This window comes from Phycicoccus mangrovi (assembly GCF_018729305.1).
Lineage (GTDB): Bacteria > Actinomycetota > Actinomycetes > Actinomycetales > Dermatophilaceae > Phycicoccus > Phycicoccus jejuensis.
On the sequence record NZ_JAHHWP010000019.1, the window covers coordinates 72,352 to 88,102 of the forward strand.

The 15,751-nt window shown below is 74.1% G+C and carries 16 protein-coding genes and 1 tRNA gene; 9 read left to right on the forward strand and 8 right to left on the reverse strand.

The features are described from left to right. Nucleotides 1-33: 33 nt before the first annotated feature. Nucleotides 34-753 (forward strand): response regulator transcription factor, encoded by a 720-nt coding sequence (locus tag KMZ30_RS17250; protein WP_215511741.1) that lies wholly within the window; start codon nt 34-36, stop codon nt 751-753. A 22-nt stretch (nt 754-775) separates the two neighbouring features. Here the strand turns inward: KMZ30_RS17250 and KMZ30_RS17255 are convergent, their stop codons facing one another. Further along, entirely contained in the window at nt 776-1,126 is a 351-nt protein-coding gene (locus KMZ30_RS17255; RefSeq protein ID WP_215511740.1) for an Hpt domain-containing protein, read from the reverse strand. A 139-nt stretch (nt 1,127-1,265) separates the two neighbouring features. Between KMZ30_RS17255 and KMZ30_RS17260 the strand changes: the two genes are divergently transcribed. Then, a complete protein-coding gene (locus KMZ30_RS17260; RefSeq protein ID WP_215511739.1) occupies nt 1,266-1,889 on the forward strand; it encodes a putative pterin-binding protein in 624 nt (207 codons plus the stop codon). Next, nucleotides 1,886-4,150 (forward strand): PAS domain-containing hybrid sensor histidine kinase/response regulator, encoded by a 2,265-nt coding sequence (locus tag KMZ30_RS17265; protein WP_215511738.1) that lies wholly within the window; start codon nt 1,886-1,888, stop codon nt 4,148-4,150. Before KMZ30_RS17260 ends, KMZ30_RS17265 begins: the two co-directional genes overlap by 4 nt. Nucleotides 4,151-4,162: 12 nt before the next feature. Here the strand turns inward: KMZ30_RS17265 and KMZ30_RS17270 are convergent, their stop codons facing one another. Both KMZ30_RS17270 and KMZ30_RS17275 read right to left on the reverse strand, forming a co-directional pair. Beyond that, on the reverse strand, nt 4,163-4,540 hold the full coding sequence (locus KMZ30_RS17270) for a DUF3037 domain-containing protein (RefSeq protein ID WP_215511737.1): 378 nt from the start codon (nt 4,538-4,540) through the stop codon (nt 4,163-4,165). Beyond that, complete coding sequence (locus KMZ30_RS17275) at nt 4,537-5,301, reverse strand: HipA family kinase (protein WP_215511736.1); 765 nt, start codon at nt 5,299-5,301, stop codon at nt 4,537-4,539. The genes KMZ30_RS17270 and KMZ30_RS17275 overlap by 4 nt, the downstream gene beginning before the upstream one ends. A 35-nt stretch (nt 5,302-5,336) precedes the next feature. Here KMZ30_RS17275 and KMZ30_RS17280 point away from each other — a divergent pair, with 35 nt between their 5' ends. Beyond that, entirely contained in the window at nt 5,337-6,884 is a 1,548-nt protein-coding gene (locus tag KMZ30_RS17280; RefSeq protein WP_215511735.1) for a serine/threonine-protein kinase, read from the forward strand. Nucleotides 6,885-6,962: 78 nt separating this feature from the next. Here KMZ30_RS17280 and KMZ30_RS17285 read toward each other — a convergent pair. Further along, nucleotides 6,963-7,047: transfer RNA gene (locus tag KMZ30_RS17285), tRNA-Leu, on the reverse strand. A gap of 113 nt (nt 7,048-7,160) precedes the next feature. Here KMZ30_RS17285 and KMZ30_RS17290 point away from each other — a divergent pair. Next, a complete protein-coding gene (locus tag KMZ30_RS17290) occupies nt 7,161-8,483 on the forward strand; it encodes a M20/M25/M40 family metallo-hydrolase (protein ID WP_215511734.1) in 1,323 nt (440 codons plus the stop codon). An 18-nt stretch (nt 8,484-8,501) separates the two neighbouring features. Here KMZ30_RS17290 and KMZ30_RS17295 read toward each other — a convergent pair whose 3' ends face one another. Continuing rightward, nucleotides 8,502-8,699, reverse strand: a complete 198-nt coding sequence (locus tag KMZ30_RS17295) for a DUF5703 family protein (protein WP_308279597.1) — start codon at nt 8,697-8,699, stop codon at nt 8,502-8,504. A gap of 37 nt (nt 8,700-8,736) precedes the next feature. Here KMZ30_RS17295 and KMZ30_RS17300 point away from each other — a divergent pair, with 37 nt between their 5' ends. Next, nucleotides 8,737-9,057, forward strand: coding sequence for a hypothetical protein (locus tag KMZ30_RS17300; protein WP_030529234.1), 321 nt, complete (start codon nt 8,737-8,739; stop codon nt 9,055-9,057). Between the two features lie 24 nt (nt 9,058-9,081). On the opposite strand, the gene KMZ30_RS17305 is transcribed toward KMZ30_RS17300, so the two are convergent. Together KMZ30_RS17305 and KMZ30_RS17310 are read right to left on the reverse strand one after the other, a co-directional pair. After that, nucleotides 9,082-10,026, reverse strand: a complete 945-nt coding sequence (locus KMZ30_RS17305) for an aldo/keto reductase (RefSeq protein ID WP_215511732.1) — start codon at nt 10,024-10,026, stop codon at nt 9,082-9,084. A gap of 10 nt (nt 10,027-10,036) precedes the next feature. Next, nucleotides 10,037-10,786: a class I SAM-dependent DNA methyltransferase gene (locus KMZ30_RS17310; protein ID WP_215511731.1), complete on the reverse strand. Its 750-nt coding sequence runs from the start codon at nt 10,784-10,786 to the stop codon at nt 10,037-10,039. A 94-nt stretch (nt 10,787-10,880) separates the two neighbouring features. On the opposite strand from KMZ30_RS17310, the gene KMZ30_RS17315 reads away from it, so the two are divergent. Then, nucleotides 10,881-11,891: a TIGR01777 family oxidoreductase gene (locus tag KMZ30_RS17315; RefSeq protein WP_215511730.1), complete on the forward strand. Its 1,011-nt coding sequence runs from the start codon at nt 10,881-10,883 to the stop codon at nt 11,889-11,891. On the opposite strand, the gene KMZ30_RS17320 is transcribed toward KMZ30_RS17315, so the two are convergent. Next, a complete protein-coding gene (locus KMZ30_RS17320; protein WP_215520079.1) occupies nt 11,861-13,327 on the reverse strand; it encodes an HNH endonuclease signature motif containing protein in 1,467 nt (488 codons plus the stop codon). The genes KMZ30_RS17315 and KMZ30_RS17320 overlap by 31 nt on opposite strands. Before the next feature lie 175 nt (nt 13,328-13,502). On the opposite strand from KMZ30_RS17320, the gene KMZ30_RS17325 reads away from it, so the two are divergent. Further along, on the forward strand, nt 13,503-14,549 hold the full coding sequence (locus tag KMZ30_RS17325) for an LLM class F420-dependent oxidoreductase (RefSeq protein ID WP_215511727.1): 1,047 nt from the start codon (nt 13,503-13,505) through the stop codon (nt 14,547-14,549). A 46-nt stretch (nt 14,550-14,595) separates the two neighbouring features. Beyond that, nucleotides 14,596-15,459, forward strand: coding sequence for an undecaprenyl-diphosphate phosphatase (locus KMZ30_RS17330; RefSeq protein ID WP_215511726.1), 864 nt, complete (start codon nt 14,596-14,598; stop codon nt 15,457-15,459). The last annotated feature ends 292 nt before the right edge of the window (nt 15,460-15,751 follow it).

Below are 15,751 nucleotides of genomic sequence, written 5' to 3' on the forward strand. Positions count from 1 at the left end.
GTCGGCACTGGGGAGAGAGAGCCGAGGAGACCCATGAGCCGACCCACCGCACTCGTCGTCGAGGACTCGCCGGAGTTCGCCCGCGTCGCGGCGTCGCTCCTGGAGTCCGAGGGCTTCCGGGTCGTGCAGGCCGACGACGGCGCCGCCGGCGTCGAGGCCGCACGCCGCCACGACCCCGAGGTCGTCCTCCTCGACATCTCGCTGCCCCAGATGGACGGCCTCGAGGTGTGCCGCCGCATTCGCGAGTTCTCCGACTGCTACGTCGTCATGGTGACCGGCCGCTCCGACGAGTTCGACCGCGTGCTGGGCCTGACGATCGGCGCGGACGACTACGTGACCAAGCCGTTCTCGCCGCGCGAGCTGTCCGCCCGCATCCGGGCGATGCGCCGGCGCCCCCGCGTCCACGTCGCCGAGACCGACCTGCGCCGCTTCGGCCCGCTCACCCTCGACCCCGAGGCCCGCGAGGTGCGCCTGCACGGTGAGATCGTCGACCTCACGCGCACCGAGTACGACATCCTCGAGGCCCTCAGCGGCGCGCCGCGCCGCACCTTCAGCCGCGACCAGCTGATGGCCGCCGTCTGGGGACCGAACTGGGTCGGGGACGACCACGTGATCTCCGTGCACCTCGGCAACCTGCGCCGCAAGCTCGGCGAGAGCGCCGGCGACGGCGGGCACATCCGCACGGTGCGGGGCTATGGCTACCGGTTCGAGCCGGCCGAGCCCACCGCGTCGACCGCTGCCGCCGTCGGCTGAGCCCCGCGGGACCGCAGCCGTGTCAGCGGGAGGCGAGCCAGCCGCGCACCGCCTGCTCCGCCTCGGCGGCGCGGGCGGTCATCGCGTCCACGAGCCCGGTGACGGAGGCCCCGTCGCGGGCCGTGTGCTCCATCTCGCGGCAGACGTCCGAGAGCTCGGTGAGCCCCAGCAGGGCGCTCGCCGACTTCAGCGTGTGCGCCACCCGCACGGTGTCCTCGCGCAGGCCCCCGCGGGCCGCCTCGAGCGCTGCGACGCGCGCCGGCAGCTCCTGGAGGTAGACCTGCGCGATGTCGGCCGCGACGCCCTCGTCGCCCATCTGCTCGACGAGGTCGCTCGGCCGGTAGCCGCCCGTCGCCGGCTGGGTGTCGTCCATGGTCGTCCTCCCGGGGTGTCGGCGGCCCATCCTAGGAACCACGCCTCGCGGACGCACGGTACGTCGTCCCGGACGGCCTTGAGGCGATCTTGAGATGACAGTCGCCGAGAATGGAAATTCGTCCGTCACCGTCGTCACCATGACCACCACGCCCTCGCGCGCGCTCGCCGCCGCCGCCGCCCTCGCGGCCCTCGCCGTCCTGCCGCTCTCCGGCTGCGCCTCGCCCGCCGCCGCGGGCGCCACGAAGGCCGCCACCTCCACGACCACCTCGGCCGCCCCCGAGCCCAAGGGCTACACCGTCGTGACCCAGCCCAGCCTGCGCCCGGGCGACCCGGTGCCCCGGCCCACCGAGAAGGTCGTCCTCACCATCACCGGCAAGACCGTGCAGGGTGGCGAGGTGCGCCTGGACCTGCCGACGATCGAGCGCCTCGGCCTCGTCGAGTACTCCGTGGACGACAAGCAGGCCGAGGGCCACCGCGTGACCTTCCGCGGCGTCCTCCTGCGCTCGCTGCTCGACTACGTCGGCGCCGAGGACAGCGCGACGCTGCACACCCTCGCGCTCAACGACTACGCCGTCGACGTCCCGGCCTCCGACGCCTTCGACTACCCGACGATGCTCGCGACCTCGGCCGACGGCCGGCGGATGACCGTCGAGCACTACGGCCCGACCCGCATCGTCTACCCGACCGACTCCTTCGACCTCGACCCCGTGACGTACGACCCGCGCTGGACGTGGCAGCTGAAGGAGATCGAGGTCCGGTGAGCCTCTCGGGGCTGTGGGAGTTCGCGGAGGGCCGGACCCGCATCCTCGTCGCCCTCGTCATCCCCGCCGTCCTCGCGGTCGGTGGGACCGTCGGGCTGAGCATCCTGACGATGAACGCGACGCGTGAGCTGAGCGCCAACGTCAGGCTGACCCAGGACCTCGTCGACGGGAACGTCCGGACGCTGAGCCAGGCGCAGCGCGAGCTGCTGCGGCTCGAGGACGCGGTCGTCGACGGCCCGGTCGACCCCGACGTCCTCGAGCTGCGCCGCTCGCTCGCCGCCCAGCGGATCCAGGAGGGGACCCTCGACTACCAGGGCCGCACCCTCGGTGACGCGCGCCTGCTGGCGCGCTCCCGCGAGCTCGCCCAGGTGTGGCGTGACGGTCCGGACCGGCAGGTGCAGGCGCTCGTCGCGAACCCGACCTCGATGAGCGGGGCCGACCGCGTCCGCCTGAGCAGCGAGATCCAGGAGCTGGAAGGGCAGTACAACACCCTCGTCTCCGAGGCCGAGAACGTCCGCAAGCAGAACGCCGCGGTCGCCAACAACGCGACCGCCGGGCTGGTCAGCGACACCCGGCTGCTCCTCGGCGGCCTCGTGCTCACGCTCGTCGCGCTCGCCGTGCTCGTCGCCGGCATGGTCTACGTCCTCTACGCCGCACGCCGGGCCCAGCTGGTGCAGACCGCCCGTCTGCGCGAGGCGCGCGCCCAGCTCCAGCGGACCTCGGTCGCCGTCCAGGCCACCGACAACCTCGTCGTCGTCACCGACCCCAAGGGCCACGTCGAGTGGGTCAACGACGCGTTCACGCGGCGCACCGGCTACACCCTGGAGGAGGTCGAGGGCCGCAGCCCCGGCCGCGTCCTCCAGGGGCGCGACACCGACCCCGAGACGGTGCGCCGGATGCGCGAGTCGATCCGTCGTCAGGAGCCCTTCACCGCCGAGGTCCTCAACTACGCCAAGGACGGGAGCAGGTACTGGGTGTCCCTCGACGTCTCGCCGATCCGCGACGGCGACGTCGTCACCGGCTTCGTCGGCGTCGAGACCGACATCACGAACCGTCGTCTCACCGAGGAGAACCTGCGCCGGGCCAAGGAGACGGCCGAGGAGTCCGCGGAGGCCAAGCAGCGCTTCCTCGCGAGCATGAGCCACGAGATCCGCACCCCGCTCAACGCGGTCATCGGCCTGACCGACCTCCTCCAGGACACCGCCCTCGACGAGCAGCAGCGCTCGTACGTCAGCACCGCCCACCAGAGCGGACGGCACCTGCTCGCGATCGTCAACGACATCCTCGACTTCAGCGCCCTCGAGAGCGGCGAGCTCGAGATGGAGTCCACCTCGACCGACGTGCGTGCGCTGGTCCAGGACGTCTGCACGATGTTCACGACGAAGGCCGAGCGCCGGGGGCTGTCGCTGTGGTGGTCGGTGGACCCCGACGTCCCCGAGCTCGTCTGCAGCGACCTCGTCCGCCTGCGCCAGGTGCTCATCAACCTCGTCGGCAACGGGCTGAAGTTCACCGAGCGCGGTGGCGTGCGGATCCGCGCGAGCTACCTCGCGGCCGCGCCCCTCCTGCGCCCCGACGCCGAGACCGCCCCCGGCACGCTCGTGCTCGAGGTGGTCGACACCGGGATGGGCATCCCCGCGGACCGGCTCTCGCGGATCTTCACCGCCTTCGCCCAGGGGGACGCGTCGACGACGCGCACCCACGGCGGCACCGGGCTGGGCCTCGCGATCTGCGCCCGCATCGCCCAGCGGCTCGGCGGCGAGATCCAGGTCGAGTCGACGGTCGGCGAGGGCTCGTCGTTCACGTTCTCGCTGCCCGTGCTCGGCTGCGCCAACGGCACCGCCGGGGCCACGGTGGGCGAGCTCGAGGACGAGGTGGTCGTCGTCGAGGACGAGACCCACGACCTGCGGCTGCTGCTCGCCGAGGACGACCCGGTCAACCAGATGGTCGCCATCCACATGCTGCGCCGGCTCGGCATCGAGGCCGACGTCGCCGGCGACGGCATCGAGGCGCTCCAGGCCCTCTCGGCGCACCGCTACGACGTCGTCCTCATGGACGTCAACATGCCCAACCTCGACGGCGTCCGCGCGACGGAGCAGCTGCGCGTCCGTCCGGGGCCGCAGCCGCGGATCATCGCCCTGACGGCCAACGCCGCCGAGGGCGACCGGGAGCGGATGCTCGCGGCGGGCATGGACGACTACCTGAGCAAGCCGTACACGCTGGCCGACCTCGAGAAGATCCTCGCGCCGGTCCGCGCGGGCTGACGCCCGGGGCGGTCAGCGCACGAGGCGGTCGAGCAGCCGCTCGACCTCGGCGGCCGGGTCCGCGGCGGACCCGCCGTGGACCGGGCCGGGCTGGAGGACGGTCGAGCGCGGCGCGCTGAGCCACCCGAAGCGCTTGCCCTGGGTCGTCAGCGTCGCGTCCACGCCGGCCGGGGGCCGCTCGCACATGCCGCCCACCGCGTCGAGCGCCCCGCGCAGGCCCTCGAGGTCGGCGTCGGGCGCGAAGGCCCGGATGCGGTCCTCGTCGAGGTGCCACGCGCAGCGCAGGACGCCCGCGGACTGGGAGTGCAGGACGACGCCGACGTTGAGGCACTCGCCCCGGTCGACGCGCGGCACGAAGCGCACGACGACGTACTGGTAGGCGTGACTCACGGCGCACCCTCCAGCCACGCGGCGGGCGCGGCCAGGCGCATCCCGAGGTGCTCGCGGTAGGCGGCGCGGACGGCGTCGAGGTCCGGGAGGCTCGCCGTGGTCTCGAGCCACTCGTCCGGCACCTCGTCGACGACCTCGCGCAGGACGTCGTCGGTGAGGAGCGGGGCGAGCCGCTCGTGCGCCGCACGCACGGACCCGGCGACGGGCGCCAGGACGTGGCCGCTCGCGTCGAACGGCTGGGCGACGAAGCGCCCGACGTCCGGCGGGCGGCTCGGCCAGGAGTGGTGGAACCACAGGGCCGCCCCGTGGTCGATCGCCCACGCCCGCCGGTGCCAGACGAGGAGGTTGGGGTTGGCCCACGTCCGGTCGACGTTGGCCGTGTAGGCGTCGAGCCAGAGGACGGCCGCGGCGTCCTCCGCGCTCGGCGGTCGCGAGCCGTCGTAGCCGAAGGCCCCCGGCAGGAAGTCGACGCCGAGGTTGCGGCCCGGGCTGGCGTTGAGCAGGTCCTGGACCTCCTCGTCGGCCTCGTAGCGGGCGATCGCGCTCGGCAGGTCGACGACGGCCAGGCGTGGGGTCGGGATGCCGACCCGGCGGGCGACTTCGCCGACGAGCACCTCGGCGACGAGGACCTTGCGGCCCTGCCCGGCGCCGGTGAACTTGACGACGTAGGTCCCGAGGTCGTCGGCCTCGACGAGACCGGGCAGCGAACCGCCCTCCCGCAGAGGGGCGACGTAGCGCACGGCGGTCACGGACTCGAGCACCCGACCACCCTACGGCAGCCGTTTAGGGTGGTCGGATGACCACGCAGGAGCGCAGGCTGGCCGGCCGCTACGTCCTCGACACGCCCATCGGGCGCGGCGGGATGGGCGAGGTGTGGCGCGCCACCGACACCGTCCTCGGGCGGCAGGTGGCGGTCAAGACGATCGACCTCACCCGCGTCCCCGACGAGTCCGGCGCGGTGCGGTTCGAGCGCGAGGCCCGCGTGACCGCCGGCCTCAACCATCCGAACGTCGTCACCGTGCACGACACCGGAGTCGAGGGCGACACCGCGTACCTCGTGATGGAGCTGTTGCCCGGGCCGAGCCTCGCCGAGCGGCTGCGGGAGGGCCCGTTCGCAGTCGACGACGTCGTCGACGTCGTCCGCCAGGTCGCGGGCGCCCTGCAGGCGGCGCACGCCCGCGGGCTGGTCCACCGCGACATCAAGCCGGCGAACGTCGTCACGGCGGACGACGGCCGCCTGCGGGTGCTCGACTTCGGCATCACCCAGCTCGGCGACGCGTCGACCCAGCAGGCGCTCACCGCCACGCACACCGTCATGGGGACGGCCGAGTACCTCTCGCCGGAGCAGGCGATGGGCGGGCGCGTCGACGGGCGGGCCGACCTCTACGCGCTCGGCTGCCTCGCGTTCGCGCTGCTGACCGGTGAGCCGCCCTTCTCGGGCCCCACGGCGGTGGCGACGATGATGATGCACACCCACGACCCGGTGCCCGACGTGCGCGACCTGCGCCCCGACACCCCGGCCTGGCTGGCCGGCCTCGTGTCGTCGCTGCTCGCCAAGGACCCCGCCGACCGCCCCGCCGACGCGGGCGCCGTCCTCGCCGCCGTCGACGCGCGTCGCGCTCCCGCCGGAGGTGCTGCGGCCGCCGGAGGCGCGGCAGCCGCGACGACCGTCCTGCCCGCCGGTGGGGCCGACCGCACCCAGCGGCTGTCGGGCACCCCGCCGCCCCCGCCCCCGCCGCCGACGACCGGGATGCCGACCGGTCTGCCGCCGCGCGAGCCGGAGCGACGACGCGGCTCGTCCACCCCGTGGGTTCTCGCGCTCCTCGCGCTGCTCGTCGTCGGCCTCGTGGGCTGGTACCTCGTCACCTCGCAGGACGACACCGGGGGCGCCGACGCCTCGCCGAGCACCTCGCCCACCGCGTCGGCCGAGCAGTCGACCCCGGAGCAGTCGACGCCCGACGAGACCACGCCCGAGCCGGACCCCACGACGGCCTCGCCCGAGCCCACCCCGAGCGAGACCGCCTCCGACACACCGACCGACACCGCACCCGACGGCGCGCCGGTCACGGACGCCTATGCGTCGCTCCAGGACGCGGTCGACCAGGCCGCCGCGGACGGCACGGTGGACGCCAAGGTGGTGCGTGACGTCCAGCGGCACGCGCAGGCTACGGAGCGGGCGCTGTCCGACGCCGACGCGCGCAAGGTCTCCGACGAGGCGCAGAAGCTCGCGGACTCGTACGCGAAGGCGGTGCAGGACGGCTCGGTGTCGGCCGACGCCGCCGGGACGCTCGACCCGCTCGTCCAGGCGGTGCTCGACGCGGCCGACGCCTACGCGGGCGGCTGACGCGGCGGGGCGTCTGACCCCGCCCACGACAAAGGCCCCGAACCTGTGGTTCGGGGCCTTCGTCGTCGTGCTCTGCTGTGTCCGAGGGGGGACTTGAACCCCCATGCCCTATACGGGCACTAGCACCTCAAGCTAGCGCGTCTGCCAATTCCGCCACCCGGACGAGTGGTGTTCTTCGGGCCCTGGGGAGGCCGTCCGACAGCGCGAAACATTACACGGTCACCGGCCCGGAACCGAAATCGCCCCTGCCGCGCCGAGGCTCCTAGGGTGGGGGACATGACCGACACGCTGCGCCCCGAGGACGAGGTCGTCCGGATCTGCCAGGAGCTGATCCGCATCGACACGAGCAACTACGGCGACGGGAGCGGTCCCGGTGAGGCCGAGGCGGCCGCCTACGTCGTCGAGCAGCTGCGCGAGGTCGGCCTCGACCCGCAGACCTACGAGTCCGAGCCGGGGCGGGTCACCGTGGCGGTCCGCATCCCCGGTGCCGACCGCGAGCGCGGCGCCCTGTGCGTCCACGGCCACCTCGACGTCGTGCCCGCGAACGCCGCGGACTGGTCCGTCGACCCGTTCGCGGGGGAGGAGCGCGACGGCTGCGTCTGGGGCCGCGGCGCCGTCGACATGAAGGACATGGACGCGATGATGCTGGCCTCGGTCCGCGACATCGCCCGCCGCGGCGTCGTGCCGCCGCGCGACCTCGTCGTCGTCTTCTTCGCCGACGAGGAGGCCGGTGGCGTCCAGGGCTCGCACTTCATGGTCGAGCAGCACCCCGAGGTCTTCGAGGGCGTCACGGAGGCGATCAGCGAGGTGGGCGGCTACAGCGTCACGGTCACCGACCGTGACGGCCAGGAGCGCCGCACGTACCTGCTGCAGACGGCCGAGAAGGGCATCGCCTGGCTGCGGCTCACCGCCACCGGGCGCGCCGGGCACGGGTCGGTGCCCAACGACGAGAACGCGATCGTGCGCCTGGCCGAGGCCATCGCCCGGATCGCGGCGCACAAGTGGCCGCGCGAGTACATCCCGTCGGTGCGCACGCTGCTCGACGGGCTCTCGGAGCTGACGGGCACCGGCTGGTCCGACGAGGACCTCGAGGACCTGCTGGAGCACCTCGGCGGCGCGCAGGGCTTCGTGCGGGGCACCCTGCAGGACACGAGCAACGTGACGATGCTCGACGCCGGGTACAAGCACAACGTCATCCCGCAGCACGCCTCGGCCAACGTCGACTGCCGCTTCCTGCCCGGGCACGAGGACCTGCTCATGGACACCCTGCGCGAGCTGGCCGGGGAGCACGTGCAGGTCGAGGTGCTCCACCGCGACATCGCCCTCGACGCGCCGTTCGACGCCCCGCTCGTCGAGCGGATGGTCGACGCGCTGCGCACCGAGGACCCGGACGCCGAGGTGCTGCCGTACTGCCTCTCCGGCGGCACGGACAACAAGGCGCTGTCGCTGCTCGGCATCACCGGCTACGGGTTCGCCCCGCTGCGGCTGCCGGCCGACCTCGACTTCGCCCCGATGTTCCACGGCATCGACGAGCGGGTGCCGACGGACTCGCTGCGCTTCGGCACCCGGGTCCTCGGCCGGCTGCTCGAGACCTGCTGAGCCGCGCCGGCGGCGTCGTCAGACGGCGATGTCGTAGGTGCGGCGAGCGCGGATGATCTTGCGGCGCAGCCAGGTGCGGGTCAGCCCACCCATGTAGGTGCGGGTGGTCGCCAGCTCCCAGTGCCCGTACTCGGCGTGCTCGGTCAGGGCACGGCGGATGTCGTTGCGCTTCACCTCGCGCCCGAAGCTCAGGACGAGGTACTCGTAGTCGGCCACCGACACATTCTGCGCCAGGACCGGTACGGTTCGGGACATGGCCTCGGACCCGCGCGCCGCGCTCGCCCACCTCGTGTCCGCTCTCGAGCGGCACCTGGAGGCCGCGAGCACCCGGCGCGGTGAGGACGACCCGACCGTCGTGGCCGCCTACGAGGACGTCGCCGACGCCTTCGAGGAGTACGACGGCGCCCTCTACGACGCCTACGGCGAGATGACGCCGCTCGACGTCTACGCCGGGGACGACGACGAGGACCTCGACGACCACGACGACGAGGACGGCGACCGCGCCCGGATCTACTCCGGTCTCGACGACGACGAGTTCGACGACGAGGACGACGACGACGAGAAGGACGACTGAGCCCTCGTCCGCACCGGCCGCGGGTCAGGCGTGCTCGGCCGAGACCTCGTCGAGCGCGTCGACGATCTGCTCCGGGAGGTCGAGGCCTTCGGAGGCCAGGAGCACGCTGAGCTGGCCCGGGGTGCGCGGACCGACGACGGGCGCGACGACGCCCGGTCGGTCGCGGACCCACGCGAGCGCGACGACGGCCGGCGCGACGCCGAGGCCGTCCGCCGCGGTGCGCACGGCGTCCACGACACCGCGGGTGTGGTCGCCGACGTGCCGTCCGGCGAACCGCGAGAACTCCTCCGAGGCCAGCCGCGAGTCGGCGCTGACCCCGGCGCGGTAGCGCCCGGTGAGGACGCCGCGGCCCAGCGGCGACCAGGGGAGGAGGCCGAACCCGAGCGAGGCCGACGCCGCGACGAGCTCGCGCTCGGGGCGTCGCTCGACGAGGGAGTACTCGACCGAGTCGACGGCCAGCGGGACGCCGGCGTCCTGGAGGAGCGACATCGTGCGGGCGGCCTGCCAGCCGACGTGGTTGGAGACGCCGACGTACCGGGCCCGTCCGCTCTGCCAGGCGTGCACGAGGGCGCCGACGGTCTCCTCGAGCGGCGTCTCGTCGTCCCAGGTGTGCGCGAGCCAGACGTCGACGTGGTCGGTGCCCAGGCGGCGCAGCGACAGCTCGAGCTGGTGGAGCATCGTGCGGCGGGAGCAGTCGACGACCCGCTGCCCCGTTGATCGGCTGATGCCGGACTTGGTCATGAGGACGACCTCGTCGCGGTCCGGGCCCCGGAGGAGCTCGCCGAGCAGCTCCTCGGCCGCCCCGCCCGCATAGCCGTGGGCGGTGTCGACGAGGGTGCCACCGGCGGACCGGAAGGCCGTGAGCAGGTCCTTGGCGTCCTCCGCCGACGTCCGGGTGCCCCACGCCATCGTCCCCAGGCCGAGCCGCGAGACGGTGAGTCCGGTGGCTCCGAGGCGACGCGTCTCCATGGCCGCGACCCTACCCGCGCGCGTCGACCGGCCTGCGCCACACCGAGACGTGGCTCTCGCTGTCCGCGGTGAAGGGTGCACCCCGCCAGTCGGCGCTGCGCCGCTCCGGCTCCATCCCGGCGAGGCGGGCCATGAGGTCGCACTCGGACGGCCAGACGTAGCGGAAGTGGTGGTCGCCGTACCGGAACGAGCCGTCGGGCTCGCGCGTGAAGTGGTGCGAGGTGGCCTCCTGGGTCGCCGGGTCGTAGGTGTCGAACCCCACGTGGCCGGGCGAGACGTCGAACGGTACCGCCGTCTGGCCCGGAGGCAGCCGGCGCAGGGCGGGCACCCCGATCTCCACGACGAAGCGTCCTCCGGGTCGCAGGTGCCGAGCGGCGTTACGGAACACCTCGACCTGCTCGTCCTGGGTGCGCAGGTTGCCGAGGGTGTTGAACACGAGCAGGACGAGCGAGAACGTGCCCGGTGTCCCGGCGCTCGCACCTGCCATGTCGCCGACCGTCACCGGGAGGTCGGGGCGCTTGCGGTGCAGGACGTCCACCATGGGCTCGGAGAGCTCGATGCCGTGCACCTCGAGACCCCGCTCGGCGAGAGGGATGGCCACCCGCCCGGTCCCCACGGCCAGCTCGAGGACCGGACCGTCCCCGGCGAGGGCGGCCAACGCGTCGACGGCGGGGTCGAGGACGTCGGGGGCGAACATCCCGGCCGAGGCCTCGTCGTAGCGCTCGGCCGTCGCGCGGTCCCACAGGTCGCTGCTCGTCATCGGGACCACGATGCCGTCGGCCGCCGCTGCCCGCCAGCGGGTTTCCGCTGCCGCTGCCGCGCCGGGGAGCGACGGCCGACCTATGCTCGGCCTCGTGAAGGTGGTCATCCCGGGGGGAACCGGTCAGGTCGGAGGCATCCTGCGCAGGGCGCTCGCGGCGTGCGGGCACGAGGTCGTCGTCCTCAGCCGCAGCCCGCAGCAGCTCGAGGGCGGGGTGCGGCACGTCGTCTGGGACGGGCGGACGGTGGGGGAGTGGGCGCGCGAGGTCGACGGTGCCGACGCGGTCGTCAACCTCGCGGGTCGCACGGTCAGCTGCCGATACACCGAGCGCAACCTGCGGCAGATGATGGACTCGCGCGTCGACTCGACCCGCGCCGTCGGCCGGGCCCTCGAGGCGGCCGCCGCGCCGCCGCGGGTCTGGCTGCAGATGAGCACCGCGACGATCTACGCCGACCGCCGCGACGGCGCGCACGACGAGGCGACGGGGGTCATCGGCGGTCACGAGCGGGGGGTCCCGGACTACTGGGAGTACAGCGTGCGCATCGCGCGGGCGTGGGAGGCGGCGCAGCAGGAGGCCGACCTGCCGCACACCCGCCGGGTGGCCCTGCGCGCCGCGATGGTCATGAGCCCGGACCGGGGCGGGGTCTTCGACGTCATGTCGTGGATGGCCCGCCTCGGGGTCGGTGGGCCGGTGGCCGGGGGAGGGCAGTACGTGTCGTGGATCCACGACGCCGACTTCGTCCGGGCGGTGCTCCTGCTCCTCGAGCGTGACGACCTGGACGGCCCCGTCAACCTCGCCGCCCCCGGCCCGGTGACCCAGCGCGCCCTGATGCGTGGCCTGCGCCGGGCGTGGGGCGGGCGCCCGGGCCTGCCGGCCACCGCGTGGATGGCCGAGCTCGGGGCGCTGGCCCTGCGGACCGACACCGAGCTGCTCCTCAAGAGCCGCCGGGTCGTGCCCGGCCGCCTGCTCGACGCCGGCTTCGAGTTCGAGCACCCGACGTGGGACGAGGCGGCGCGAGACCTGGCCGGCCGCCGCCGAGGGCGCGGCGCGACGGGGCCCGTGCGTGTGCTCGCTCAGAAGGGCGGGGCTGCGCCGGGGTCGTGACCGCCTCGGACGACCGTGCGCCGGTGCGGCGGCGGGTCGACCGAGGGCCATCCCGACACGTGGTGCACCTCGACCCGGCAGCCGTCGCGTGGTCGCCCGGCCAGGGCGGCGGACTCGAGCCGGTGCTCGAGCGCCGAGTGCGGTCCGTCGGGGACGGCGAGACGTGGTGCGGCCATGGAGGGCGGCACCGGATTCTCGTCCTCGGCCCGTCGCAGGACGAGCCCGGGCGGGTCGGGCGGTCGCGTGGTCCGGGTGAGGCCGGCCGGGTCGAGCCACGTGAGCTCGCCGTCGGCCGCGAGCCTCACCCGCCACCCCGGACGCTGCTTGACGCGGTGGTGTCGACGGCAGAGGCAGACGAGGTTGGCGGCGTCGGTGGGGCCGGCCGGCCAGGGACGGACGTGGTCGACGTCGCAGAACCGCGCCGAGACACGGCAGCCGGGGAAGCGGCAGCGCCGGTCCCGGTCCCGGACGAACGCGGCGAGGCGGGCGCCGGGGCGGTAGGCGGCCGTGGCCAGCCATCCGGCCTCGACGAGCACCGGGTCGGGGCCACCGGGGCCGACGACCTCGACGAGCGCGTCGGCCGGGAGGTCCGCGACGGCCGCGGAGTCCATGACGACCCGGACCTCGACCGAGGCGTGGGCGACGACGAGGTCGGTCAGCGCCTTGGCCCGGGCCCGGTCGATCGTGGCGCAGGTGCCGTCGGCCACGTAGCGCTGCGCGAGGTCGTCGACGGCGGCCCAGGCCGCGCACGCCTCCTCCGACGGGAAGGTGCCGAGCCAGGTGTCGACCCCGGGCTCGTCGGCCCAGCGCCGCAGCGAGGAGGCCGCACGCGCGCGCACCGCTCGCTGCCGGAGCAGGTCCGGGGAGAGGCGGGCGAGAAGGCGACGGACCCTGCGCCGGAGCCGGCTCGCGTCCTCCCGCTCGAACCACGGTGCGACGGCGTCGACGACCGTGCGGGCGACGTCGGCCGGTGCCTCCTCGAGCTCGCGCGCCACGACCGTGGCGCGGTGGGCGTCCAGCGCGCCGGAGGCCATCGCCGTGTGCAGCCCGCCCAGCCCCGTGCACCTTGGGCTGCCCTGGGGTCCGTCGGCGGCCCGGCGGACGGCGTCACGGACCCGCGACTCGGCGGCCTGCGGCGACAGGTGGAGGATGCCGCTGACCACGGCGGCTGCGTCGAGGGAGACGTGCCCGGGCGCCCGGTGCGTCTCGACGAGCTCGCCGTCGTCGAGCACCATCGGCTCGATGGCGGAGAGGCGCACGAGCACCTCGTCCTGGCGCGCGGTGGCGACGTCGACGAGTGAGCGCAGGGCGCCGAGCGCCTTCGCCCACTCCGCGCTCGACCCCGACGAGGCGGCGAGCGGACCGACCGAGGCGAGCGCCTCACGGGCGCTGCGCACGGCATCGAGCACGTCCTGCGGTGCGGCTGTGGTGGTCATCGGCTCCCCCTCCCCTCGTGCCCCCATCCTACCGGCGGGCACCGACAGCCATCACGGTCTCCACAGCCCGATCCGGCCTCACCGCAACCTCTTTCGCACCACAGGACCGATCGGACGCAGGGCGCCGGCACCGTCGGACCCTCCACGCCCGGGCGGGTGGGGCTAGCCTGCGGTCATGCGTCTGGGACTGGCCGGCGGGTACGCCGGGATGGGCATGGGTGAGGACCTCCTCGACCTCGTGCAGGAGGCCGACCGGCTCGGCTACGCGTCCGTGTGGGTGGCCGAGGCCTACGGGTCCGACAGTCCGACGGTCCTCGCGTGGCTCGCCGCGCAGACCGAGCGGATCGGGCTGGGCGCGGGTGTCATGCAGATCCCGGCCCGCACCCCCGCGATGACGGCGATGACCGCGGCGACCCTCGACACCCTCTCCGGGGGACGCTTCCTCCTCGGGCTCGGGGTGTCCGGGCCGCAGGTGAGCGAGGGCTGGCACGGGGTGCGCTTCGCCGACCCGCTCGGCCGCACCCGCGAGTACGTCTCCATCGTTCGGTCGGCGCTGCGCCGCGAGGCCGTCAGCCACGACGGCGAGCACTTCACGCTGCCGCTGCCCGACGGCGCCGGCAAGGCCCTGCGCCTGACGATCCACCCTCCGCGGCAGGACCTCCCCGTCTACCTCGCCGCCGTCGGCCCGCGGAACCTGCGCCTCGCCGGCGAGGTCGCCGACGGGTGGCTCGCCGTCTTCCTCTCGCCCGAGCACTCGGCCGACCAGTTCGCGTCCGTGCGCGAGGGGCGCGAGAAGGCCGGCCGGGGCACGCCCGAGGACCCGATGGCCGGCTTCGACACCGTCGCCTCGGTCCCCGTCGTCGTCACCGACGACCTCGAGGCCGCCCGCGCCGCCGTCGCCCCGTACACGGCCCTGTACATCGGGGGGATGGGCAGCCGGGAGCAGAACTTCTACAACCGGCTGGCCCGCCGGATGGGGTTCGACGAGGCCGCCGACACCATCCAGGACCTCTACCTCGCCGGCCGGCCCCGCGACGCCGCCGACGCCGTGCCGATGGAGCTCGCCGACGCGACGGCCCTCCTCGGCCCGCCCGAGCGGATCGCGGAGCGCGTCGGTCGGTACGCGGACGCGGGGGTCACGACCCTCTCGGTGGCGCCGTACGCGCGGACCACCGAGGAGCGGCTCGCCGTCCTGCGGTTGATGGCCGACGTCGTCCGCTGAGCGCGGCGTTTGGGCGATGACGGGGTGCGCCCCCTAGTCTCGTCGGGTGCCCGTCGAGCTCTCCTACTTCCAGGCCGTCGTCCTCGGCGTCGTCGAGGGACTCACCGAGTTCCTCCCGATCTCGTCGACCGGACACCTCACGATCGCCGAGCACCTGCTGGGGCTCCCCGTCGACGCCAACGCGGTGACGGCGTACACGGCCATCATCCAGATCGGTGCCATCGCCGCGACGTTCCTCTACTTCGCGCGCAAGATCGGCCGCCTGTTCATGGCGTGGGTGAACGGGCTGCGCGACACCGCAGCCCGCGAGGTGCGCGACTACCGGCTCGCGTGGGTGGTCATCGTCGGGTCCATCCCGGTCGGCCTCGTCGGCTTCGCCCTCAAGGACGTCATCTCCGGGCCCCTGCGCAGCCTCTGGGTCGTCGCCGTCGCCCTCGTGGTGTGGAGCGCGGTCATCTGGTGGGCCGAGTCGCGCCACGACGCGCTCGAGGCCGCGGGCACCCAGCGCGACGAGACGCAGCTGACGCTCAGGGACGGCCTCGTCATCGGCCTCGTCCAGTGCTTCAGCCTCATCCCCGGCGTCTCCCGTTCGGGCGCGACGATCTCCGCCGGGCTCGCCCGCGGTATCAACCGCGTGACGGCGACCGAGCTCTCGTTCTTCATGGCCATCCCGGCCCTCACCGCCGCCGGCCTCTTCGAGCTCGTCGACGCGTGGGACGACCTCAAGGTCCTCGGCGCCGGTCAGATGCTCGTCGGCATCGTCGTCGCGTTCGTCACCGCCTACGCCTCGATCGCGTGGCTGCTGCGGTTCGTGGCGAGCAACTCGCTGCGCCCCTTCGTCTGGTACCGCGTGGCCCTCGGTCTCGTGCTCGCCGGCGCCCTCGCGGCGGGCCTCATCACCGCGACCTGACCGGCCCCTCGCGCCCGCCCCACGACGACCGACTGTCGATGCGAGGGTTCGCGGCGACGTCCGAGCCATGGCAGGAGGGTGCGGGAGTCGACGGACCGCATCGCCACCCAGGTGGCGCGGACGTCGGCCCGTGAGGGGGATGCATCCGCGTCACCTGCCGATCCCAGCGTCGGCACCGGGTTGACGCGGTTCCTCGCGCGGTTCCAGAGAAGGGTCGGCCCTGGGCGCGGCGTGCACGCGCGGAAACTGAGCTGGGGCTGGTCGATCGAGATGTCGAGCTCACGCGAGTGGC